At 59.5% G+C, this 19,683-nt stretch carries 23 protein-coding genes and 1 tRNA gene; 6 read left to right on the top strand and 18 right to left on the bottom strand.

Going from position 1 to position 19,683, the window contains the following annotated elements; all coding sequences use genetic code 11:
- Genes AC0V6O_RS15130 through AC0V6O_RS15120 form a run of 3 tightly spaced genes read left to right on the top strand, consistent with a single transcriptional unit; the run spans window position 1 to window position 2,281 of the window.
- Complete coding sequence (locus AC0V6O_RS15130; protein WP_472640166.1) at window positions 1–204, top strand: DUF2093 domain-containing protein; 204 nt, start codon at window positions 1–3, stop codon at window positions 202–204.
- Window positions 201–1,175 carry a M23 family metallopeptidase gene (locus AC0V6O_RS15125; RefSeq protein WP_486145334.1) on the top strand — a complete coding sequence of 325 codons (975 nt, stop codon included), beginning with the start codon at window positions 201–203 and terminating at the stop codon, window positions 1,173–1,175. The genes AC0V6O_RS15130 and AC0V6O_RS15125 overlap by 4 nt, the downstream gene beginning before the upstream one ends.
- Before the next feature lie 32 nt (window positions 1,176–1,207).
- On the top strand, window positions 1,208–2,281 hold the full coding sequence (locus AC0V6O_RS15120; RefSeq protein ID WP_486145332.1) for an esterase-like activity of phytase family protein: 1,074 nt from the start codon (window positions 1,208–1,210) through the stop codon (window positions 2,279–2,281).
- Window positions 2,282–2,366: 85 nt separating this feature from the next.
- On the opposite strand, the gene rpmB is transcribed toward AC0V6O_RS15120, so the two are convergent.
- Window positions 2,367–2,657, bottom strand: a complete 291-nt coding sequence (gene rpmB / locus AC0V6O_RS15115; protein WP_472640163.1) for a 50S ribosomal protein L28 — start codon at window positions 2,655–2,657, stop codon at window positions 2,367–2,369.
- 151 nt (window positions 2,658–2,808) lie between these two features.
- On the opposite strand from rpmB, the gene AC0V6O_RS15110 reads away from it, so the two are divergent.
- Window positions 2,809–3,264 carry a nucleoside deaminase gene (locus tag AC0V6O_RS15110; protein ID WP_486145330.1) on the top strand — a complete coding sequence of 152 codons (456 nt, stop codon included), beginning with the start codon at window positions 2,809–2,811 and terminating at the stop codon, window positions 3,262–3,264.
- A 174-nt stretch (window positions 3,265–3,438) separates the two neighbouring features.
- Window positions 3,439–3,909 carry a VIT1/CCC1 transporter family protein gene (locus AC0V6O_RS15105; RefSeq protein ID WP_486145328.1) on the top strand — a complete coding sequence of 157 codons (471 nt, stop codon included), beginning with the start codon at window positions 3,439–3,441 and terminating at the stop codon, window positions 3,907–3,909.
- A 110-nt stretch (window positions 3,910–4,019) separates the two neighbouring features.
- Here AC0V6O_RS15105 and AC0V6O_RS15100 read toward each other — a convergent pair whose 3' ends face one another.
- The 17 genes from AC0V6O_RS15100 to AC0V6O_RS15020 all read right to left on the bottom strand — a co-directional run bounded on the left by AC0V6O_RS15100 (window position 4,020) and on the right by AC0V6O_RS15020 (window position 19,382).
- Complete coding sequence (locus AC0V6O_RS15100; RefSeq protein WP_486145326.1) at window positions 4,020–5,813, bottom strand: methyl-accepting chemotaxis protein; 1,794 nt, start codon at window positions 5,811–5,813, stop codon at window positions 4,020–4,022.
- A 144-nt stretch (window positions 5,814–5,957) separates the two neighbouring features.
- Complete coding sequence (locus AC0V6O_RS15095; protein WP_486145324.1) at window positions 5,958–6,581, bottom strand: ribonuclease T2 family protein; 624 nt, start codon at window positions 6,579–6,581, stop codon at window positions 5,958–5,960.
- A 64-nt stretch (window positions 6,582–6,645) separates the two neighbouring features.
- Window positions 6,646–7,122, bottom strand: a complete 477-nt coding sequence (locus AC0V6O_RS15090) for a hypothetical protein (protein ID WP_486145322.1) — start codon at window positions 7,120–7,122, stop codon at window positions 6,646–6,648.
- Window positions 7,119–7,982, bottom strand: a complete 864-nt coding sequence (nadC, locus tag AC0V6O_RS15085; RefSeq protein ID WP_486145320.1) for a carboxylating nicotinate-nucleotide diphosphorylase — start codon at window positions 7,980–7,982, stop codon at window positions 7,119–7,121. The genes AC0V6O_RS15090 and nadC overlap by 4 nt, the downstream gene beginning before the upstream one ends.
- Window positions 7,983–7,986: 4 nt before the next feature.
- Window positions 7,987–8,253, bottom strand: coding sequence for a hypothetical protein (locus tag AC0V6O_RS15080; RefSeq protein ID WP_486145318.1), 267 nt, complete (start codon window positions 8,251–8,253; stop codon window positions 7,987–7,989).
- 32 nt (window positions 8,254–8,285) lie between these two features.
- On the bottom strand, window positions 8,286–9,083 hold the full coding sequence (locus AC0V6O_RS15075; RefSeq protein WP_472640155.1) for a LytR/AlgR family response regulator transcription factor: 798 nt from the start codon (window positions 9,081–9,083) through the stop codon (window positions 8,286–8,288).
- The gene (locus AC0V6O_RS15070; RefSeq protein ID WP_486145315.1) at window positions 9,080–10,339 is read right to left on the bottom strand and encodes a sensor histidine kinase; all 1,260 of its coding nucleotides are present in this window, start codon (window positions 10,337–10,339) and stop codon (window positions 9,080–9,082) included. The genes AC0V6O_RS15075 and AC0V6O_RS15070 overlap by 4 nt, the downstream gene beginning before the upstream one ends.
- A 176-nt stretch (window positions 10,340–10,515) precedes the next feature.
- On the bottom strand, window positions 10,516–11,547 hold the full coding sequence (locus AC0V6O_RS15065) for a M48 family metalloprotease (RefSeq protein WP_486145313.1): 1,032 nt from the start codon (window positions 11,545–11,547) through the stop codon (window positions 10,516–10,518).
- Window positions 11,547–12,260, bottom strand: coding sequence for a DsbA family protein (locus AC0V6O_RS15060; RefSeq protein ID WP_472640152.1), 714 nt, complete (start codon window positions 12,258–12,260; stop codon window positions 11,547–11,549). Before AC0V6O_RS15060 ends, AC0V6O_RS15065 begins: the two co-directional genes overlap by 1 nt.
- A gap of 57 nt (window positions 12,261–12,317) precedes the next feature.
- Window positions 12,318–13,709, bottom strand: a complete 1,392-nt coding sequence (locus tag AC0V6O_RS15055; protein ID WP_486145311.1) for a M48 family metalloprotease — start codon at window positions 13,707–13,709, stop codon at window positions 12,318–12,320.
- Window positions 13,664–14,677, bottom strand: coding sequence for an alpha/beta hydrolase (locus tag AC0V6O_RS15050; protein WP_486145309.1), 1,014 nt, complete (start codon window positions 14,675–14,677; stop codon window positions 13,664–13,666). The genes AC0V6O_RS15055 and AC0V6O_RS15050 overlap by 46 nt, the downstream gene beginning before the upstream one ends.
- 168 nt (window positions 14,678–14,845) lie before the next feature.
- A complete protein-coding gene (locus tag AC0V6O_RS15045; protein WP_486145307.1) occupies window positions 14,846–16,159 on the bottom strand; it encodes a hypothetical protein in 1,314 nt (437 codons plus the stop codon).
- Window positions 16,128–16,844 carry a PAS domain-containing protein gene (locus AC0V6O_RS15040; protein ID WP_486145305.1) on the bottom strand — a complete coding sequence of 239 codons (717 nt, stop codon included), beginning with the start codon at window positions 16,842–16,844 and terminating at the stop codon, window positions 16,128–16,130. Before AC0V6O_RS15040 ends, AC0V6O_RS15045 begins: the two co-directional genes overlap by 32 nt.
- A 244-nt stretch (window positions 16,845–17,088) precedes the next feature.
- The gene (locus tag AC0V6O_RS15035; RefSeq protein ID WP_486145303.1) at window positions 17,089–17,532 is read right to left on the bottom strand and encodes a DUF2141 domain-containing protein; all 444 of its coding nucleotides are present in this window, start codon (window positions 17,530–17,532) and stop codon (window positions 17,089–17,091) included.
- Entirely contained in the window at window positions 17,529–18,290 is a 762-nt protein-coding gene (locus AC0V6O_RS15030) for a sterol desaturase family protein (RefSeq protein ID WP_486145301.1), read from the bottom strand. Before AC0V6O_RS15030 ends, AC0V6O_RS15035 begins: the two co-directional genes overlap by 4 nt.
- A gap of 100 nt (window positions 18,291–18,390) precedes the next feature.
- Window positions 18,391–18,912, bottom strand: coding sequence for an MmcB family DNA repair protein (locus tag AC0V6O_RS15025; RefSeq protein WP_486145299.1), 522 nt, complete (start codon window positions 18,910–18,912; stop codon window positions 18,391–18,393).
- A gap of 62 nt (window positions 18,913–18,974) precedes the next feature.
- Complete coding sequence (locus AC0V6O_RS15020; RefSeq protein WP_472640145.1) at window positions 18,975–19,382, bottom strand: hypothetical protein; 408 nt, start codon at window positions 19,380–19,382, stop codon at window positions 18,975–18,977.
- A gap of 138 nt (window positions 19,383–19,520) precedes the next feature.
- On the opposite strand from AC0V6O_RS15020, the gene AC0V6O_RS15015 reads away from it, so the two are divergent.
- Window positions 19,521–19,597, top strand: a tRNA-Arg gene (locus tag AC0V6O_RS15015).
- The last annotated feature ends 86 nt before the right edge of the window (window positions 19,598–19,683 follow it).

The raw sequence follows: 19,683 nt of genomic DNA, 5'->3' as shown, positions 1-19,683 counted from the left end.
ATGTTGATGTCATCGGGCGATAAAGCCGCAAAACTCCATTATGGCCCCTCCACCTTTCGGGTTCTGAGACCGGGCCAGCACGTGCTGTGCGCGGTCAGCGGCGAGGTTATCCCGCTGGAAGAGCTGCGCTATTGGAGCGCGGATCGGCAAGAGGCCTATGCAACCTGCGAGATTTCAACCAAGCGTTTGCTAGGCGAGATATGATCGCGTTGCTGGGCAGTCTGCGCGGCGCTGGCCTTGCTGTGGTGCTTGGCCTGCTCGGCTGCGCCTCGGGGGAGGCGAGCACGCCGGAATCGGCTACGGCTGACCCTGCTCAAACGCAGCCAGCCTACACCGCGACCATCGAAGACGCACGGCCGCAGCCGAAACCGGCGACAGAGCGGATCGGCACTGCGCCCGCTTCGGTTCTGGCGAAGACCAAGCCGCAACTGAGTTTTTCGGGTGAGCTTACCCAAGGCGGATATATTCGCGGGCGTGTGCCGCGCGGGACGGTGTCGGCGAGTTTGGGTGATCAAACGCTCAGCATTGGCGCAGGCAGCGGTAATTTCTTCGCCGCCTTTGACCGCGACAGCCCCGGCAGTCTGACTTTGTCCGTGACGTTGGAGAACGGCGAGATTGTCACCGAAACGCTGGCCATTTCCCCGCGCGAATGGAACATCCAGCGCGTCAATGTGGCGCGCGGCACTGGCCGATCGAGCGAGGCATGGTGGAAAAAGCGTGAGCCGGAATGGCTGGCGATCAAGGCGGCGCGGGAGAAGGTAACCGGCGCTGAAGGGTGGAAGCAGGACTTTATCTGGCCGGTGAAAGGGCGGATTTCGGGCCTGTTCGGGCGTCAGCGGATCTATCGCGGTGAGCCGGGCAGCTATCACTCCGGGATCGATATTGCGCCCGGTAATGGTGTGCCGTTCGTCTCCCCCGCCGATGGCGTTGTGGTTCTGGCGCGCACTGGCTTTAGCCTCGAGGGCGGCCTGATCATCATAGACCACGGCGCAGGGCTCAACAGCGCGTTTCTGCATGCTTCGAAAATCGCCGTGCGGGAGGGGCAGACGGTCAAGCAAGGCGAATATATCGGCAATGTTGGCGCCACCGGGCGTGCGACGGGACCGCATTTGCACTGGGGCCTGAAATGGCATGACACCCGCCTGGACCCGCTGCTGTTTACCGGCCCGCAATAGAGCGGCTTAAACGGCAAGGACATCCAGCCACAATGGGGCGCAAAATCCTGATTCTAGCGGTCGTGCTTGGCCTTGCGCCGGGCACATGGCTGCGTACCGACCTGTCGACCTCGTTCTACACACCGATTGAGGTGATCGACATTGATCAGCGCTCCGGTGTGACCGGGCCGCTAAGGATCACCGGTGCGTGGCAGCTTGATTCCCAAAACGCGCATTTCGGCGGCTATTCCGCGCTCATTCTGCTCGGCAATGGCGATCTCTATGCGGGCAGTGACCGCGGCCGCGTCATGCATTTGCGGATGGTCGGTGGCGTGCCAGTGTCTGATGGCACCGTGCTCGATTTCCCACCTGGTTATGGCGCGGTGAGGCGCGGCATTGCCGACCTTGAGGCTTTCACCCGCGATCCCGAGACCGGCACGATCTGGGCCGCCTATGAGCATGGTAATGTGATCGAGCGGATCGCGCCCGATGGCACAATCAAGCGCGCAAAGCCGCTGCAAATGGCCAATTGGTCACGCAACAGCGGGCCTGAGACCATTGTCCGCCTCCGCGATGGCCGCTTTCTTGTATTGGGCGAGGCTCCGGAAGGCGACGGCCGCACCAATCGCCCCGGTCTGCTGTTTTTAGGCGATCCGGTGGAGGGCGCAGAGGCGATAGAGTTCCGCTTCTTCACCACCCCTGGCTATTCGCCGGTCGATGCTGCTCTGCTGCCGGATGGCGATGTGATCATTCTGGAACGCCGGGTAGAATATGCATTCCCAGCAAAGTTCTATGCCCGCCTCGTGCGCGCTGACCCCGGTGAGATTGCCGAGAGCGAGGTGTGGGGCGGCGGCGTGTTGGCGACACTTGGCAACGCCTATTGGGGCGAGAATTTTGAGGGGATAGAGTTCGTACCGGACCCGGCTCCTGCGCAGGTCGACGGTTCTGTAGAGGACGCAGAGGATGAAGACGCCCCGCTGGCAGGCTCGCTCTATCTCATCGCCGATGACAATGTATCCGCGTTTCAGCGCACCTTGCTGCTGAGGTTGGCCTGGCCCCCCGATGAACCGCAAGGCGACGCGGGCCGCCCGCAGTCTGGCGAAAGCGAATCTGCCGCAGACAAATGAAAAGGCGCGCAAGGCCTTCGCCCGCACGCCCTTTCTAAAATCCGTCGGGAAGACGCAGCCGGTAAATCCGGCCCGTTCGCCAGCCTTATGCTGCGGCTTTTTGCGCCTTGACCAATTCACGCTTCACTTTGCGTGCATTGGCAGACAGCTTGTCGTCCTTGGTCTTCAGCAACCAATTGTCGAGCCCGCCATTGTGCTCAACCGAGCGCAGACCATGGGTCGATACGCGGAATTTAAAGCCCCGCTCCAGCGTTTCGCTGAGCAGAGTGACGTGCTGCAGGTTCGGCAAGAACACGCGCTTTGTCTTGTTATTGGCGTGGCTAACATTGTTGCCAGTCAAACGACCTTTGCCGGTCAGTTCGCAAATGCGCGACATGATATCTCTCGTCTGTTCACAGTGACAGGTGGCCAAGTGATTCGGCCGCCTAAAAAGTTCGGGTGTTCCCGGAAAGGCGCGCGGATAGCCTCCACAATGCGAATCGTCAAGCAAAGTTGCGCCTATTCGCTGCGCCGTATAGCGACCGCTTATGACCCGCTGGCCCATTCCGCAACCGATGATGCGCGCCCTTGAGGCGGCGCACGAAGCCGCACAGGCGGGCGAGGTGCCGGTCGGTGCGGTTGTGATGCAGGGTGACAAAGTGATCGCGGTCGCGGCCAATGCCACGCGCGAGCCCCCCGATCCCACCGGGCATGCAGAGATCCGCGCCTTGCGCGAGGCCGCGACGAAGCTCGGCCAAGATCGGCTAGGAACATGCGATTTGTATGTGACGCTGGAGCCTTGCGCGATGTGTGCAGGCGCGATCAGCCATGCCCGGATTGCGCGGGTCTATTACGGCGCGAGCGATCCCAAGGGCGGCGCGGTTGAGCACGGCGCGCGCGTGTTTGAGCAGGACCAATGCCTGCATAGGCCAGAGGTCTATTCCGGCATGGGCGAGGCAGAGGCGGCGGACTTGCTGCGCGCGTTTTTCCAGGAGCGGCGGTGACCTCTTCCCGTTAGATTTTGCCGCGCCTCGTCCCTCGTGCTGTAACGGCCCGATCTGAAGCGCGTCACAGTGATCGCTGGCCCTTTGCGATCCGGAAAATTGGCTTTCCCGTTAATAAAGCTCAAACGCAGTGGCTCTAGCATACGCCCGATTCCAACGAAGGGACTTGCCAATATGCGCCATTCCATCCTCCTTATAACTGGTCTCGCAGGCTTGCTAGCAGGTTGCGGTTCCGAAGCCCTTGCCACCTCTGATGATATGCAGGCGGTCTATGTAAGCGTGCGAGAGAATGCGGCCCAAGGGAAAATCGCGGAAGCCGCCCAGCTGACAGACGATCCTGCGACCTTCGAACAGCAAATGACCGATGCGCAAGCTCAGATGGGTGATGCGGAATTTAGAGCGCTGATGGCGGAGGCTGCGAGCGATTTAGATGTGCATGAAGCAGCGAGGAGCGGCGCCTACGGAATACTTATCTTGAATGCTGATTTTAATGGTCGATCCGCGAAAGCAGCGACCTTCTTTGTCGATAGTGGCGGCCAGATGTTAGAGATGGTCCGACCGACGGGCGATGTTCCTTGCGAACTGTATTCTAAGTTTTATGCTGCCAAGGGTGAACCTGACGCACAGCCTTCTGCATGTAGCTAAGTGCGTCATGACGGGAGGGTTTCTAAAACCCCTTCAGCCGCCCCCAGCCAGCCATTACGGCCCAGCTTGAGGCTAGCCTGCGTCGCGTTTCAGCCGTGATCGACGGTCCGCTATGCCACTCGTAAAAGTTGCGCGAATTCCTGGGCGGCCTTGTCCAGTTCCTGCGCCTGCTGCCCCAGCTCGTGGGCTGCGCCCTTTACCTTTTGAGAGAGCTGGCCAGCCTGTTCAGCATTCGCCGCAAGGTCGACAATCTTTGCATTGACCCGCTCGGTCCCGGTCGCCGCTTCAGCAGCATGCTTCGATATGTTGGTCGCGACGCTCTCATGCTGGCCCATCGCACTGGTCACTTGCAGGGCAATCTTGCTGATTTGCTCGAGCGATTCTGCAACGCCGGTTATGGAGTGCACAGCGTGCTCGACCTCGCCATTCACAGAGCTTAGTACGCCGCCAATATCAGAAGCGGAGCGGCTTGATTGTTGCGCCAGACTTTTGACCTCCGACGCCACGACGGAAAAGCCAGCACCCGCTTCGCCGGCCCGGGCCGCCTCAATGGAGGCATTGAGCGCCAGCAGATTGGTGCGCCCGGCCAGATCAACGATCACATTGGCGATGTTATCAATACTTGCCGCCTCCCGTTCCAGCGTCTGAGCCGAGGAAACGCTGGACACAGAATCCTGCTGGGCCGCCTGTGACAGACTGGTCTGCTTACTCACCTGGTCAGAGATCTCCCGAACGAATGAAGAGAGGTCTTCAATCGCTGAGGCGACGAACCGAACGTTTTGTGTGGCCTCGCCAGAGGTCGCGGAGATTTGGCTCGCTTGGCGGCCAGCATCAGTCGCTGCATTGGCAAGCTGTTCGGCCGTCTCGGTGAGCTCTAATGTGGCTTTGCTGGCAGCGCGCGCCACGCTTGAAACGGACGTTTCGAACCTCTTCGCCATATCCATGATCGCCGTTTGGCGCTCTGCATCAATGCGCTTTTGCGTTTCCAGCTCTTTACGCTCCAGCTCCATATGGGCCTCATGCTCGCGCAATCGGGCTTCGTGAGACTGCTTACGCAGGTCCTCTGCTTCCATGCTCATACGGCGAAATACCGCGAGTGCATCGCCAATTTTCTGAAGCTCATCAATGTGCATTTCAGGCACTTCACGAGACACATCGCCGTTCGCAAATTCGGTCGTAATCTCCGCGAGATTGTTCGCGGGCTTAACAATCCAACGCCGAGTTAAGGCAACGCGCAAAAGCAGCGCGATGATCAAAATACCGACGCCAATCGAAATAACGAGGACGAGAGTTTCGGTTTGGTTTCTGATTTCAACTTGGTTTTCATCGAGCCGTTTGCCAGCATTGGCTTCAACACTGTCCAGGATCCCAAGCAGGAAGCGATAGTTGCCGGCCAGCTCAATGGCGATATTGCGCCGGATTTGACTGTTTTCGCCTGCCTGGCTGGCTTCTAGCATTTCTGCAGACAATACCGAAAGCTGCTCCATGGCGATTGGCCCGCTTTCAAAGTCCGGGTCAGAGTTGATGCGCGGATCGCCGGTCAACTTACTTGCCATTTTGGAGAAATCTGCACTGGCCGCTTTGAGGTCACCGCGCAGCTCAATTTGCCCTTCGCGCGATGACATGTCCCAGCTTTCTCGCAGTGCAGAAGCGGCTACATGAGTTTCAAAAGCCGCCGCTCGCTGGTCTTTGATGATATCTTCGACTTCGGCCAGAGAGGTTTGCGTGGCCACCAGTTCGCGATTGTTAAAGCCGTATTGAGCCACGAATGAGGCGCCAGCCACAAGCACGACAGCAATCGCCAAATCTGTAATCAGCAAGCGCGAAGTTAGCCGAGGACGTGTCGCTGAGCGTTTGCCGCGCAGCACCAGACCCCATTTTCTTAAGACTTCACCGACACTCATAAGATCGCCCAAAATTTGCCCAATGCGGCTCGGAAATTCCTGCGCCAACAGGTCGCAATGCGCGATCCGCCGGGCAGCGTTCCATCGCGTCTTACGTGGAAATCATTAAGAACGCCTTGTTCGCCGTCTCCGCAGAGAGAATTCCTAAAGCCCGCGCCAGATCTTCGCCCGAACGCCGTCCTTTGCGCCGTAACGGCTGGATGTGCAGCGGGCGGGGCGAAAGCGTTTATTGTAACACAACCGGATTTCTTCCAGCCAGCCTTGCCGGTTTAGCTTCACGCCTACTTGGCTGGCGCTCCACCCGCCATTGGCATCGGCGAACGCCTGGCGAATGCGCCCGGCGGTGAGGCCGTCCTCGCGGCTGATCCGATCATAGTCGGGAATGCGCAGGCTCTCCCACAAAATCCGGGTTACCTTGAAATAGGTGTCGGGCCGCTTGGTCATGCAGCTGCCGTGTTTGGCCCATTGCCGCGCGACCAGCCGGGCGCTGGGCATCATGCACATATTGCGGCGCGTTTCGGTGGGCGTCAGGCGCCCCTGCGTGGGGCACCATTGCGGCCATGTCCGCCCGCTTTCAGGCCACAGGCCATGGACGATCAGGCCAAAACTGCCGTTGTCGCCGCTGCATTGGGTTGAGTGCGAGCGACTGTCCTGCCGCGTGCGGCAAAAGGCCGGCGACCAGCTCAGCGCCATAGTATAGCCAGTGATCGGCAATTTGCGCGTCTGCCCATTGGGTGAGGCCTGCGGCACGTTGCTGATCCGGGGCATCTGACATTGATAGGCCTGGGAGTGTGCAACTGTGGGCACAAGAAGCGCCGCGATAACAAGCAGCCTACTCAAATGCATGCGCCTCGACCTCTCCTTTGCGTGCGAACCATCGGTTTGAGGGCGGCAAGAACAGTAAGACTATCAAGCCAACTTGCACCGCATATCCAATCCCGACAGCAGCTAGGAGGTTCGTCACTTGCTCGTCATACCCCTCAGACCGAAGCCACGAGATGCGGTCGACGATTTTCAGAATATCGAACGGTATTGGGATGATCGCCATTGCCAAGACAAGCCATCGGGCAAGTCTTGTGGCAAAGGCCCAGATCAAGACCACAGGGATCATCTTGATCGTGAACCCCGCTGAAGCGAGTACGATCAGCGCGTTGTCATCCCAAGCAAAGGTTGGGGCGACCCACCCATACCGCACTTCCGCCACAACAAGATCGCTAAGATCTCCAATCAGGGTGCGGATGAGGAGCGCTGTTGTGACCAGCGTAAATAACCAAATCGGCCACGGCCTTGTCCCTCTCGCAATTTTCATACCGGTTTGAAATCGAGGCCAATGTCAGCCGCGGGTGCGCTTTGTGTCAGGCGCCCGACCGAGACGAATTGCACCCCGGTGGCGGCCTTTGCCTTGATCGTGTCGAGGTTGATCCCGCCCGATGCCTCGCACGGCACGCGGCCATCGATCATCGCCACCGCCTCGCGCAGGGTCTCTGGCGACATATTGTCGAGCAGCAGGTGATGCGCGCCCGCTTGCAGGGCCGGGCCGATCTGGTCGAGCCGGTCAACCTCGCAGATGATGTGCTCCACCCCGGCCTCCCACGCGCGGCGCACGGCTTCGCCGACAGAGCCTGCGACGGCGACATGGTTGTCCTTGATCATCGCGGCATCCCACAGGCCCATGCGGTGGTTGCTCGCCCCGCCCATGCGGGTGGCGTATTTCTCCAGATGGCGCAGGCCGGGAATGGTCTTGCGCGTGTCGAGCAAGGTGCAATCGGGATTATCCATCGCGGTCACATATTCGCGGGCCATGGTGGCAATGCCGGAGAGGTGCTGGACCGTATTGAGCGCGCTGCGTTCTGCGGTGAGGAGGCCGCGCGCATTGCCCGATAGCCGCATAAGGTCGGTGCCCGGCTCCACCGCATCGCCATCTTGCGCGAGCGACTCAATCTCGATCTCTGGCTCCAGCGCGCGGAAAAATGCCTCGGCAATGGGCAGGCCGGCTACGATGATCGCATCGCGGCTGTCCATTACACCAGCGAAACGGGCATCGGCGGGGATCACGCTTTCCGAGGTGACATCGCGCCCACCGCCGATCAGCCCTTCGCCCAAGTCCTCCGCCAAAGTGCTGCGGACGAATTGGTCGAGGTCAAAGCCGGGGATGGTGAATTGGGTCATACGCTCAACCAGTCTTACGCGAGTGGTGTTCGCGTGTTGCAAGGATTTCCTTCAGATCTGAATAGGCCGTTTTCCAAAGTGTGTCGCACTTATAAAGGATCTGACCTTCCACCTTTGCCAGTTCATGGGGCGAAATGTCTGAATATTCTGGATCGTCTTCGCACCAGCGCAAGCGCTTCAGCCGGGCCAACAGGGCGCCAGTTGGCATCTGCTCCAACTCAGCCCTTTCCATCACTGGAAGAGCTCGCTTGTGGCCATGACCTTTCTTCATCCAGCAACGCTAGCTGAAGTTGTCACGCGATATCAATGCACAAAGCGGGCGACCACATCACGGTAGCTGCGGCTCACCTTCACCTCTGCGCCTGAATCCAGCACCAGGAAGCACTCACCATTGGTGTGTGGTTTTACTTGGCGGACCTGATCAAGGTTCACGATGGTGGAGCGGTGCACCCGCTGGAACTTGCGCGGGTCAAGGCGGCGCTCCAGATCCTTCATCGTCTCGCGCAGGATCAGCGAATTGTCGCCAGTATAGATGCACATGTAATCGCCGGCCGCCTCGATATGTTCAATCGACTCGACCTCGACACGGAAGATCTGTCCGCGATCCTTCACATTGATCAGCTTCTCAAATCGTTCGGACGTTTCCGCTGCGGCTTCGCAGAACTCATCGGCTTTGTCCGGTGCGACTTCGGCCAGCACGTCTTTGAGCTTTTCGGCCTCTTCAGCCGATTTCTTTTCCGTGATGCGTTGGCGCACCCGCTCCAGCGTATCGGCGAGCTTATCTTCGTCGACCGGCTTCATCAGGTAATTCACCGCATTGGTCTCAAACGCGCGGATCGCGTGCTCTTCAAAGGCGGTAACAAACACGAACAGGGGCGGTTCGATTTCCATCACGCCTTTGACGACAGAAAATCCATCGAAGCCGGGCATCTGGATGTCGAGAAATACCAGATCGGGCTTTTGCGTTTTGATTTTGCGAATGGCTTCGCGCCCGTTTGAGCAGGTGTCGATAATTTCGACATCGTCAAAAGGCTCAAGCCTTAATTGCAGGCCTTGAATGGCCAGTTTTTCATCGTCGACTAGGATTGTGCGTATGGTCATGCAGCAGGTCCAATGGCGCGTCTGGGATTAAGCGTAATCACCGACGCTGGCTGGGGGTTGGTGCCGGGGGCGGCAGAATTGGCATCCGCGGGGTCGGAGCCGGTTGCAGTTGCAGCTTGAGCATCAGGGCCAAGTGCAAATTCATCTTCCATCTGGAAGGGGATTTCAATTGTGACGGCAAAGCCACCGCCCGGGTCGGAGCGGGTCTCAAACTTATGATCGGGACCGTAAGCCTGCATCAGGCGGTTACGAATATTGGCCAGGCCGACGCCGGTGGAGACCGGCTGGTTGGCTTTGTCCTGCTCATAATCGAGCAGCTCGTGCCGGACGGGGGCATTCGCGCCGGGGCCGGTGTCTTCGACTGTGATGCGCAGGCGCCCAGCCATGGTCCTGGCGGACAGGGTGATCTGCGCGCCTTCTTCCTGGGGGGAAACGGCGTATTTCACTGCGTTTTCGACCAAGGGTTGCAGCAGCATAGAGGGTAGGCGCGCGTCCATCGCGTCATCTTCAATCGCAAATTTGGTGCGCAGCCGCTCTTCAAACCGCATCCGCTCAATATCGAGATAAAGCTGCAGTGTTTCGACCTCTTGCGCCAGGGTCACCTGGCTGCCCGGTTCGCTGACCAGAGTGTGGCGCAGGAAGCTGGAGAGGCGAGTGAGCATCGCATTGGCGGGCTCGGTCTGTTTCAGCAGCACCAAAGTGCTGATCGAGTTTAGCGTGTTGAACAGGAAATGTGGGTTCAGTTGATAGCGCAGCATTGCCAGCTGAGCGCTGGTTGCTTGCGCCTCCAGCCGCTCAAGCCGGTCGGCTTGCTCTTCGACGGTCAGAAAGTAGCTGATCGCGTAATAGAGTGCGCTCCACCCGCCCAGCAGGGTTAGCGGGATGAAGGAGCTGCCAATCAGGCGCTGTGCGAAGCTCGTCTCGCTCGCGCCGCCGATATAGAGGCTCTGCACCCAGGCATCGATTGAGGCGTGAATGATGACGGCAACCAGCACGGCGACCGCCGTCGTTCCCCAGGTTACGATAGGTTGGCGGCCAATTAGCTGGCGATAGATCACCGACAAAACGAGCGTGATGGAAAAGCCGGTTATGGTTGTGAGCAGCAGCAGGACTACCAGATCGAGTGGCTGATCATTTGCCACCGCGACAACGGTCCTCAGCAGGAAATAGCCGCCCCAGCCGGAGAGCTGGAGGGTCCAGAACGCTCTGTTCTTGCTGGCAAAGAACGGCGCAGGCTGAATAGGTAGCATTGCCATGGCCGACCCTTGTAGACGAATTGTGCGATGGATGGCAGCTAGTTTTGCCTGCGGGTGATCGCGCGGACCGCACTTTCTGCCTCGGAAAACTGCCGATTGCACAAAGAATTGAGCGGTTTGGGCTGCCCAAAGGTTAGTCAGTTAGTTGCCTTGAGCGTGTCGCGAGGGCGCACCCCCTACTTTCGCGGGCTTTCGGGATCGATCTCGCGGCGGAAGTCTGCGCGCCAATCGACCCCTTCAAACGCGGGCGATTTTTGTAGGGCCTCGATCAACTCGACCTCTGCCTGAATGAACTCGGCTCGCTCGTCCCAGCCATCATGCGTGCGCCCGCGAAACAGGCCGCCATCGTGTTTTGGGCCCCATCTGGTCATGAACCGGTGTGCCGCGCTCGGCTCATAGCCTGCATTGGCGAGCAGCCATGGCATCAGCCGGTCGGCCTCACGCTCTGTCAGGCGCACATTTTTGCGCTTTCGACCATTGGCATCGAGCCACACCCTGTGGCCCAGCAGATTGTGCGCCAGCTCATGCGCAATCGCGGCGGCGAATTCGTCCTCTGCATAGCCGAAACCGACAAATTTCGCCCCGATCACGACGCGGGTGCCCTCAGCAAGTGCACGCTTGCTGCTTCCGGCCAACTCAAAGCGTGTGGCGCAGGCTTTCACCGATGGGATCAGCAGGTCGCCGCCGCTCGCCAGCCCGATCATGATCCGGCCATCCTGCCTGAGCGCTGTGTCGATAAAGTCATGCGCGCGAGTGAGGCGCTGCCAATGGGAGCGCTCCTCTGCGGGCCAACTGTTGATCTCTTGGCCGTTTAGCCGCGTAATTTCTCTGCCAAAACCTAGTCCGCCTGCGTTCCAAGCGGGCGATCCGCGAGCGACTGTCTGAACCGCGAAATCGCCGTTTAGCCCAAGGGTGGCGCGCGGCGAGGTCGGCTCTTTAAAGGCAACCATATCCTGCAATTGCAGACCGATCGATTGCACAGTCTTTGAACAAAAATCGGCGTTTCCGCGCACCAGACGCCAGCCGATATCCTGCAACCTTTGGTCGAGCGCATGATATTCTTTAAGTGCGGTCAGCTTTGCGGAGTAATTTGGCTCTGACGGCGTCGCGGGCTTGGCTTCATCTTGCGCCAATCCGGGCGTGCCTATCATCAAACAGGCAATCGTGCCCGTTAGCGTCCAAAGCCGAAATTGACCCTGCTCAAGCATTAGGCGCCAGAGGAATATTGCGCTTCTGCGCCGACCTCACCCAGCGTTTCTTTCAGCGCGTCATAGCCGACCGCGCCGCCGATAACCTTATTGCCGGTGACCCATGCGGGCGTGCCGGAAAAGCCAAGCTGTTGAGCGAGCGAGAGGTTACGGGCCAGTTCCACGCTCACTGTGTCGGAAACCGCATCTGCCTGCGCCTTTTCCCAATCGAGGCCCACTTCGCGAGCGGCCGCTTCAACCGTTTCAGGTGTCGCCGGGCCAAGGCGGAACATTGCCTCGTGGAAAGCCGCGTATTTGCCCTGTATCGCGGCCGCCAAGGCCATGCGTGCGGCGCCTTCGCTGCCGTCAAAGATCGACCATTCGCGCACGACCACCATCAATTCGGGGTCTTCCGCGACCAGGCGATTTACATCCTCAAGGCTCGCCTCGCAATAGGGGCAATTGTAATCGGTAAATTCGACGAGGAGCTTGGTGCCATTGGGATTGCCGATCACCGCGCCGGGGAAGGGGGTGACGACTTCGCTGCGGACATCGGCCAGCTGCTCGGCGGATTCCTTGTCGCGCAGCGCCTCGACCATTTCGGGCAGCATTTCAGGATTTTCCATCATGAAGGCACGGGTGCGATTGTCGGCCAGGCCCGTATAGGACCAGGTCGCTGCACCCAAAAAGCCAAAGACGAGCGCCAGAAACGCGGTTGCGAGTGTCTTGATCAAAATGCTGTTCCCAATTCTTGCGCGGCCAGCAAAGGCGTGGCTGCTCTTGGCCGCGCTTTAGCGGCTATCGCGCAGCCGTTCCAGTTCGCTGCGCGCTTGCAGCGAAATGTCCTGCGCCCGGATCCAGTCTGGCGTGCCCACCGGCAATCCTGCCTCGGCTGCCTGCGCGCTGCGCAAGGCCTCAGGATAGCGCCGCGTCATCACCTGCTGTTCGGCGCTGGCGAGGCGTGCACGCGGCATGTCTCCGCGTGCGGCATAGACCACGCCGAGCTGATACCAGGCGAAGGGATTGAGTCGGTCGCGCGTGACAGCGGCGCGTAACACGCGCTCTGCTTCGGCAAAATTTGCCTCATCCTCGGTCGCGATCAGGGCATGGCCAAACATTGATGCGATCAGCGGCTGGTTGAGCGTGATGTCGGTTGCGCGGCGCAGCGGGATCAGCGCCTCTTCAGGCTGGCCGGATTCGAGCAGGATCTGTCCCTTCACTTCGAGGAAATAGGGGTTGTTCGCATCGGTCGCGAGCAGGCCATCCGCCTCTGCCAGAGCGCGCTCGATCTGGGCGTCCTTGTGGAATGCATAAGCGCGAGCATAGCGCGCAGCGATGCTGGTGTCGCTTTCTGGAAAGCGGTTGAGCGTGCGTTTCGGGTCTTTCAAAAAGCCATAAAGCTTGGCCTTTACGCGCTCGAACCGGGCCTGAAGCGCAGGATCATCGGGGGCGTCCCAGGCAGGATCAACGGTGTAGGCCTCGCGCAGGCGGGCGATGCGATTGCTTGAAAGCGGGTGAGTGCGGGTGAATTCCGCCTCGTCGTCGCGAGCATAGCCATAACGGCGTGCCTGACCTTGCAGCTTTTCGAAGAACTTGATCGAACCGCGGCCTGAAATTCCGGCTTCTGAAAGGTAACGTGCGCCCGCCGCATCGGCGGCGCTTTCCTGCACCCGGCTGAACGCCAGGAAACGGCCGAGCGCCGCTCTTTGGCCCGCCAGAATTGCGCCGAGTGCAGCATCACCGGCCCCGGCCAGAGCTGCGCCAACGCCGATCAGCAGCGAGAGGATTGAGATATTGCTAGCCGCGCTCGCGCCTTCGCCAAAGCGCACGATATGCCCGCCAGTGATGTGGCCAAGCTCGTGAGCGATCACGCCTTGCACTTCATTGGCGGTATCAGCGGCATCGATCAGGCCAGAGTGGATGTAGACCACTTGGCCGCCCGCGACGAAGGCATTGATTGAGGGGTCATTGATCAGGACAATATCGACATTGCCCGGCTCCAATTCGGACGCCTCGATCAAGGGTGCGGCCATATCGGCCAGCAGGGCCTCGGTTTCTGCATCGCGCAGAATCGATTGCGCAGAGGCGGTCTCTATCGCCAGTGCGAAACTGGCAAGCAGTGCGAATGCCGCCGCCGCTAAACGAGACGAAGGCCGGGCGAAAGGATGCAAAAGCGCGCGCATGCCCGCAGGACTAGCGTGATTCTGTCCTGAACCGGAACTGAAGTCTTTGCCTGCGCGCCAACTTCTTTGGCGAATAGTGCAATTGTTTCGTCGACATCACGCGAATTTCGCCACGGCGCAGCCATGGAAATCAGCGGATCGTTGTGCTCCATTTCGGCGTAGAATTTGGTCCGTACACTGCCACCAGCCGCTGTAATGCGTTTCTCCAGCTCGCGCGTGTTGCGCGGATAGACCAACGTGTCTTTCTCCCCGTGGATGAGCAGCATTGGTGGGGCATCGCCGCGCACGTGATTGACCGGCTGGGTCGCCTCCGGATCATCAGCGGGACCGAATGTGTTGATCGTCGAATCGCTGTCGAATGGATAGAAGTCATAGGGGCCGGACAGGCCGACTACGCCAGCGATATCGCTGGTGCTGAGACCGCGCGCGCCGAGCCATTGCTCCTCCAGCGCAGCCATAACCACATTATACGCCCCGGCAGAATGCCCGGCGACCACAATCTGTTCTGGATCGCCGCCAAATTGCGCGATTTCCGCCTTGGTCCAGGCGATAGCGCCAGCAGCGTCTTCGAGCATCGCGGGATAGACCGCCTCTGGGTGCAAGCGGTATCCGGCGAGCACCACGACAAAACCTTTGGGCACGAAAGCGCGGCCGATAAAGCCATAATCTTCCGGATCGCCAGAGCGCCAGCTGCCTCCGTGAACGAACAATAGGACTGGGCGCCTCGCTGCGTCCTCACCAGCGTTCTCAGGCCCCCAGACGAACAGGTTTTGCGCCTCACTCTCGCCGATGGAAGCCTCGGTCAGCAGGGCCACATTGTCTGTGCCGCCAGTTAACCGATCGACCGCGGTCAGCACGGCGGGGCCATTGCGCGAAATCGCAAATTGCAGCGTCAATCCGCCCACCAGAACCAGCGCCACGATCGTGCCAAGCACCCACAGCATAACGCGTACCTTCTTGCTTTTCATTGCTTGCCCCAAAGGCCTCCTGCGCAGCGCAGCACGCCCAATTGTGTCTGTTTCCGCCAGAGGATTTCGATTGAATAGAGCGCGCGCGATAACGCCTCCGGTCCCATGCGTATAGGGCCGAAGGCGTCAAAAATTCGCAGCGATGTAGTTCGCTCTGGCGGTGTTGTGTTAGCCAACCAGCTTGCGAGCGGCGCGCTCGATCATCGGAATGTCTTGCTCGATCTCACCAAGTAGCTCGACTTCGCCCAGCTCATTGCGGCGAACCATGACCAGGCCAAATTCTGGCCCTTCATGACCCAGCGCTTCTAAGGTGAGAGCTTCCAGCTCGCGCAGCTTATTGGCGAGTTCAGCGCGGACCTTGCCGGCCTCTTCAACCGGCTTGCCGGCTTCTTCACGGCGCAAGCGGCGCTCGGAACTGACGACACCTTTGAGACCGCCTTCTGCTTCGCGCAGGAAGCCAGCGAGGCTGCCCCGTTCCAGACCAACGCGGTGTGCATGGGTCAGGACGGTCGCATATTCGGTAAGGCGCGTTTTGTCGTAATCGCTGCCAAACACCAGCTTCACAACCGGGGTCATCGGCGCGCGTTCTTGAACGGTTAGGCCGCTTTCCGCGATCAGTTCAGCATAATCCTCTGGCGCATCCTTGGCAGCGAGCGAGAAGTCATAGGCGCGGCCAACAGCGGCATAAAGCGCTTGGCGGCTGCGATCTTCAGTTGCGTTGGCGGTCTCAGCCAGCTCGCGTGCAGAGGCAAGGCAATCATACAGACCTGCGTCCTCTGGCAATTCATCGGCGAGGCTGATCGCATCAGCCACTTCCTCAAGCGACGTGCGCTGCGGGACGGCTGGCGCGGTGGGTGCTTCCTCGGCCACTGGGGCTGGGGTTTCGGCCACAGGCTCTGGCTCGATGGCTTCTGGTTCTTCAGCAAGAGCCTCTTCAATCGGGGCTTCTTCAGCCACCGGCTCGATTGCTTCCGGCTCATGCTCGCTAGCAACAGGTGCAGCGGGGACAGGATTGAGCGGGCGCAGGTCTGCGACATGCTCTGGTTCTGCGTTATCCTGGGTGTAATCCGCCGCATCGTCATTGCCAGCATTGTAATCGGCTGGATTGTATTCGCCCGAACCCATCTCAGCGTTTTCGCTTTCAAGCTCGTCCGGATCCATTTCCAGCGCTTTGGCCTTTTTGGTCGGTGCTTCGATGTAATCGGTCAACGAGGCAAAGCCATAATCGGCTGAACTGTCTTCTTCCTCGTCTTCGTCTTCCGGTTCGTCGAGGCCGTAATCGCCAAAGCTCGGCATCGGCAGATCGGCACTGTCCTCCTCGCCGTATTCCTCGTCCTTTTCAGCGGAACCTGCTGCGCCGCCAATTGATGCGATGCTGGCAAACTCGCCTAGGTCGAGGGGTGATTTTTCTTCTTCTTCAGCCACCACATCCAGGTCCAGCACTTCTGACTCAGCGGGCTCGTGGCTTGCGGCTTCGCTCATTTCGGTCGCCGGCGAGATCGGCCCATTCAGCAAGCGCGTCGGCGGCATGCTTCTGCGGCTCATCCGCTTCGGCTTCGATTTCTTCTTCGCTTTCCAGCGCCTGATCAATTTCAAGCAGCAGCTCATCGGCTGTCACCTGATCGGCCATTTCTTTCCAATTGATCACGCCATAGATGAAATCGATGGTGTCATCATTGCTGGAAAACGGCAGCAAGATGCCGCGATACAGGATCGCAACGCCGCGCTGGTTCACAAACTCCGCTTCAAAACCAATCGGGGCCTGATTGGCGAGAATTTGCATGTAGTGATCGGTAATCCGGCTCAGCAAAGAGCGCGGCGGAACATCGGAAAGCTGCGAGATATGGCCGTCTGTACCGCATTCCTCGGCCAGCAGGCCGCCCAGAAAGCGCACAGCGGGATCATCGATACCTGATGAGAAATCGAGCACAACCGAATAGGGCCCGAAATCAGGCAGGCTTTCCGGTTCTAGCGAATCAATCGCGGGGAAATTGCGCTCACCCAGCAGGCTGGCCCAGTGATTGTAAGCGCGCACCTGCATGCGGCGCTCATCCTGGCCGATCGAATCCGGCGGCAGGTCGCGTGCGTCCTGCTCTTCACCGGTATCCCAATCCTGATTGTCGTCGGCTGGTTCCGTAGAATCGAAAGCGCCCCGAAGATTGTCCATGGCCCGTAATTGCCCCTTTTTAAACGGTTCTTGAGAGCGTTTTGAAGGTGCATGGTAAACATGTCGTTAAGTTGCGCGGGAAAGTTGTGCCGTCATCAAAAAAGGCATCTTTAGGTGCGCATCCAGCCGGTTTGCTGGATTGACGTCGTGGTGTTTTGCTTAGCCTAGGGGTTCAGATCCCGCTCTGCTCAGAAGGCTTTCCGGCGGGCTGGCGTCAGCCTGCCATAGTTTTGCGCCATGGGGGTTAGAGCAAGTAGCGCATTTTGATGGTCATCGCCTGATTGGCGGTGCCATGCTCAAACACGGCGTCCTTGTATTTGGGCGGACCCAGGCGAACCTTTGCGTCGCGAGAGAAGCCGAACCCTTCCTTGGGCATCATGCCAAGGGCGCGGTCCGCTTTGCCATTGTCGTTTTCATCATGCAGCAGCGCAATCGCATAGGTGCCCGGTGCAACGCCGGTGAAGCGGATCTTCGCATTCTTGGTGGCCGGTACGACCACGCGCAGGGCGTTCGGGTCTTTGCGGCAATTGGGGAAGCTCTCTTTATGCTTGGTCAGGCAGGCCCGGACCACGCCCTTCGTCGAGCGAATATTGGTGATCGAAATCTCCACCTCGCTCGCCTGAGCTGGGGCGGCCATGCCCGTCGCAGCTGTGCCTGTGATCAGGCTGGCGGCGATGATCCGGCTCATCCCGGCGCGTGTCCGGCCTGTTCGACTATACGGCGCGACAATCCGGAATCGGTTTTGCAAATCCTGTCCCATATCCTGAAATAAAGTCCGAAATTGCATTGATAATCCTCGTGATGTCGCTCGTGATGGCTGGCTGTTATCACCCAATTCCCCAACGCGGAATGAACAATCCAGCGCGGAAATATCTCCCACCCCATATGATTGGTCACGCCCATCACCGTCATCACGGTCAGGACAATGCCCAAAGTCACGAGGTGAATGGGGATCACAAACATCAGCAGCGGGATGATGATCGCGCCGCTCACCGCCTCAATCGGGTGAAAGCTCATCGCCGTCCAGGCGGTTGGCGGGCGGCTGTCATGGTGGACCCGGTGCGCCAGCTTAAACCAGGGCGGGCGGTGCATCAGCCGGTGGGTCCAGTAAAACCAAGTATCATGCGCCAGCAGATAGAGCATCAGCGACACCGGCAGATACCACAGCGGATAGTCGCCTATATCACTGTAGAGGAAAGTAAGATCGTGATGCTGCCAGCTCCAGATCGCGGCGGCGGCGGGTACGCCGAATATCCCAGCGGATAGCAGCGACCAGCGAATTTCGCGCGCGATCTGTTTGCCTTGCCCATCATACAGGCCGGGCCGGGCCTTACGGGTCAGCAGGTCGAACAATCCGCTGGTAAGCAGATACCGCAGGGCGATAATCACCGTCACCGCCGCACTGGCCAGCGCAATGGTGACCGGGATGCTATAGCCTTCAATCATAAACCATGCCCATCGCGCGGACTATGACGCAGAACAGGCGCTTTGCCTATGAGCTTGTGCGGTGGTCGTTTGCTGGCCGACCAGGCGACTGCCCGCGAGCCTAACCGAGTGCCAGATCGCTGCAGTCAGGATCGAGTATTGCGGTGTGCCGCCGCATCGCCGCTCTGGCCAGGCGCTCCACCTGCGCCTTGCGGCGCGCGGGGGCAAGCGGCTTTAGCGGCGCATGACGTAGGATCTCCGCGTCATAACCATCGGCGACGATTACGCCGCAGACATCAGGCTGATAGGCCTCACTTTCCAGCGGGCTGCGATCCAATCCGGGCGCAAGCCCCCAGAAAAAGCGATCGCAGAAATCCAGGTAATCCGGCCACTTGCTATCGCCGAGCAAGTCGCTGCGCGCGACCTTGATCTCTACGATCACGATCTGCCCCTTGGCATCGACCCCCATCAGATCGGCCCGTCGTCCATTTTTGAGCGGCATTTCCGGCAGGCACCAAATATCATTGCGCGCAAACAGCCGCATGATCCCGCGCGCCGCTTCTTTGGCTGTCACAGGGGGCGGGCTGGCCGCTGAACCGCCAGGGCGCTGCGAATCGATGGTGGTAGAGGTCTCACTGGTCATTTAATGAAACTGGAACATAGCAAGAACTTGGTCAAGTCTCTTGCGCTGTGTTCCGCTTAATTTCAGGCGGCATTCCGCCCAAGTGCCGCGCTGTGATCCACGCCGATCAGGCGCAACATCGCGCCGCGCGCGCAGTGAAACTCACGCCACAGCGCCAGCGCCGGCACCGACGCATCCTGGCCGCGCGCGGTGATCGTGCGTAGAGCGGTCAACCCCGGCTGCAACATCGCATCAATGTCTTCGATCCCTTGCCAGGCCAGTTCCTGAGCGGTTTTTCCAGCGTCCGAGAGATTGCCGGGAAACGCAGCGATCTCGCCTTCAAACTTTTCGCCCGATAGCTCGGCAAGCTCAGCCACTTCGCCCGCTTGATCGTGCAGGTGCCGCCAATTTTGTGCAAATTGGGCTTGCGGCTTGGGTGCTGCTGCGGCGCGGCGCATAGCGCGAGCTTGGTCGGGATAAAATGCTGACATAAGGCCATTGGGACTACCTTAGGCGTATTGCCGATCGGTTAACCGCGCGTAGGCAAATGCGCCGCGAAACGCGTTTTTGGGTGGTGCGGCAGTGATCAGCTTGCTAGAGGCGCGCCGCAGATGCCGTGAGGCGTCGTGGCACCCGTAGCTCAGCTGGATAGAGCGCTGCCCTCCGAAGGCAGAGGCCAGAGGTTCGAATCCTCTCGGGTGCGCCATTTGGGTGTGGTGCTTTGAGATCTCAGATCTCGGTGCGTGCCACATTCCACACGCCTCTCACAGAGCAGCCTTCACTCGCACGCAC

The sequence above is a fragment of the Erythrobacter sp. JB2-19 genome (assembly GCF_057365005.1).
This window is presented reverse-complemented; position numbering and strand designations above follow the sequence as displayed.

Coding starts and splice junctions, on each gene's coding strand:
- AC0V6O_RS15075 (WP_472640155.1), bottom strand. CDS start 9,083: ATGACCATACGCACAATCCTAGTCGACGATGAAAAACTGGCCATTCAA.
- AC0V6O_RS15065 (WP_486145313.1), bottom strand. CDS start 11,547: ATGCTTGAGCAGGGTCAATTTCGGCTTTGGACGCTAACGGGCACGATT.
- nadC (WP_486145320.1), bottom strand. CDS start 7,982: ATGACCCAATTCACCATCCCCGGCTTTGACCTCGACCAATTCGTCCGC.
- AC0V6O_RS15130 (WP_472640166.1), top strand. CDS start 1: ATGTTGATGTCATCGGGCGATAAAGCCGCAAAACTCCATTATGGCCCC.
- AC0V6O_RS15090 (WP_486145322.1), bottom strand. CDS start 7,122: ATGAAAATTGCGAGAGGGACAAGGCCGTGGCCGATTTGGTTATTTACG.
- AC0V6O_RS15055 (WP_486145311.1), bottom strand. CDS start 13,709: ATGCGCGCGCTTTTGCATCCTTTCGCCCGGCCTTCGTCTCGTTTAGCG.
- AC0V6O_RS15035 (WP_486145303.1), bottom strand. CDS start 17,532: ATGAGCCGGATCATCGCCGCCAGCCTGATCACAGGCACAGCTGCGACG.
- AC0V6O_RS15120 (WP_486145332.1), top strand. CDS start 1,208: ATGGGGCGCAAAATCCTGATTCTAGCGGTCGTGCTTGGCCTTGCGCCG.
- AC0V6O_RS15070 (WP_486145315.1), bottom strand. CDS start 10,339: ATGGCAATGCTACCTATTCAGCCTGCGCCGTTCTTTGCCAGCAAGAAC.
- AC0V6O_RS15025 (WP_486145299.1), bottom strand. CDS start 18,912: ATGACCAGTGAGACCTCTACCACCATCGATTCGCAGCGCCCTGGCGGT.
- AC0V6O_RS15030 (WP_486145301.1), bottom strand. CDS start 18,290: ATGATTGAAGGCTATAGCATCCCGGTCACCATTGCGCTGGCCAGTGCG.
- AC0V6O_RS15125 (WP_486145334.1), top strand. CDS start 201: ATGATCGCGTTGCTGGGCAGTCTGCGCGGCGCTGGCCTTGCTGTGGTG.
- AC0V6O_RS15040 (WP_486145305.1), bottom strand. CDS start 16,844: ATGGACAATCTTCGGGGCGCTTTCGATTCTACGGAACCAGCCGACGAC.
- AC0V6O_RS15045 (WP_486145307.1), bottom strand. CDS start 16,159: ATGAGCGAAGCCGCAAGCCACGAGCCCGCTGAGTCAGAAGTGCTGGAC.
- AC0V6O_RS15110 (WP_486145330.1), top strand. CDS start 2,809: ATGACCCGCTGGCCCATTCCGCAACCGATGATGCGCGCCCTTGAGGCG.
- AC0V6O_RS15095 (WP_486145324.1), bottom strand. CDS start 6,581: ATGCCCCGGATCAGCAACGTGCCGCAGGCCTCACCCAATGGGCAGACG.
- AC0V6O_RS15050 (WP_486145309.1), bottom strand. CDS start 14,677: ATGAAAAGCAAGAAGGTACGCGTTATGCTGTGGGTGCTTGGCACGATC.
- AC0V6O_RS15020 (WP_472640145.1), bottom strand. CDS start 19,382: ATGTCAGCATTTTATCCCGACCAAGCTCGCGCTATGCGCCGCGCCGCA.
- AC0V6O_RS15105 (WP_486145328.1), top strand. CDS start 3,439: ATGCGCCATTCCATCCTCCTTATAACTGGTCTCGCAGGCTTGCTAGCA.
- AC0V6O_RS15100 (WP_486145326.1), bottom strand. CDS start 5,813: ATGAGTGTCGGTGAAGTCTTAAGAAAATGGGGTCTGGTGCTGCGCGGC.
- rpmB (WP_472640163.1), bottom strand. CDS start 2,657: ATGTCGCGCATTTGCGAACTGACCGGCAAAGGTCGTTTGACTGGCAAC.
- AC0V6O_RS15080 (WP_486145318.1), bottom strand. CDS start 8,253: ATGAAGAAAGGTCATGGCCACAAGCGAGCTCTTCCAGTGATGGAAAGG.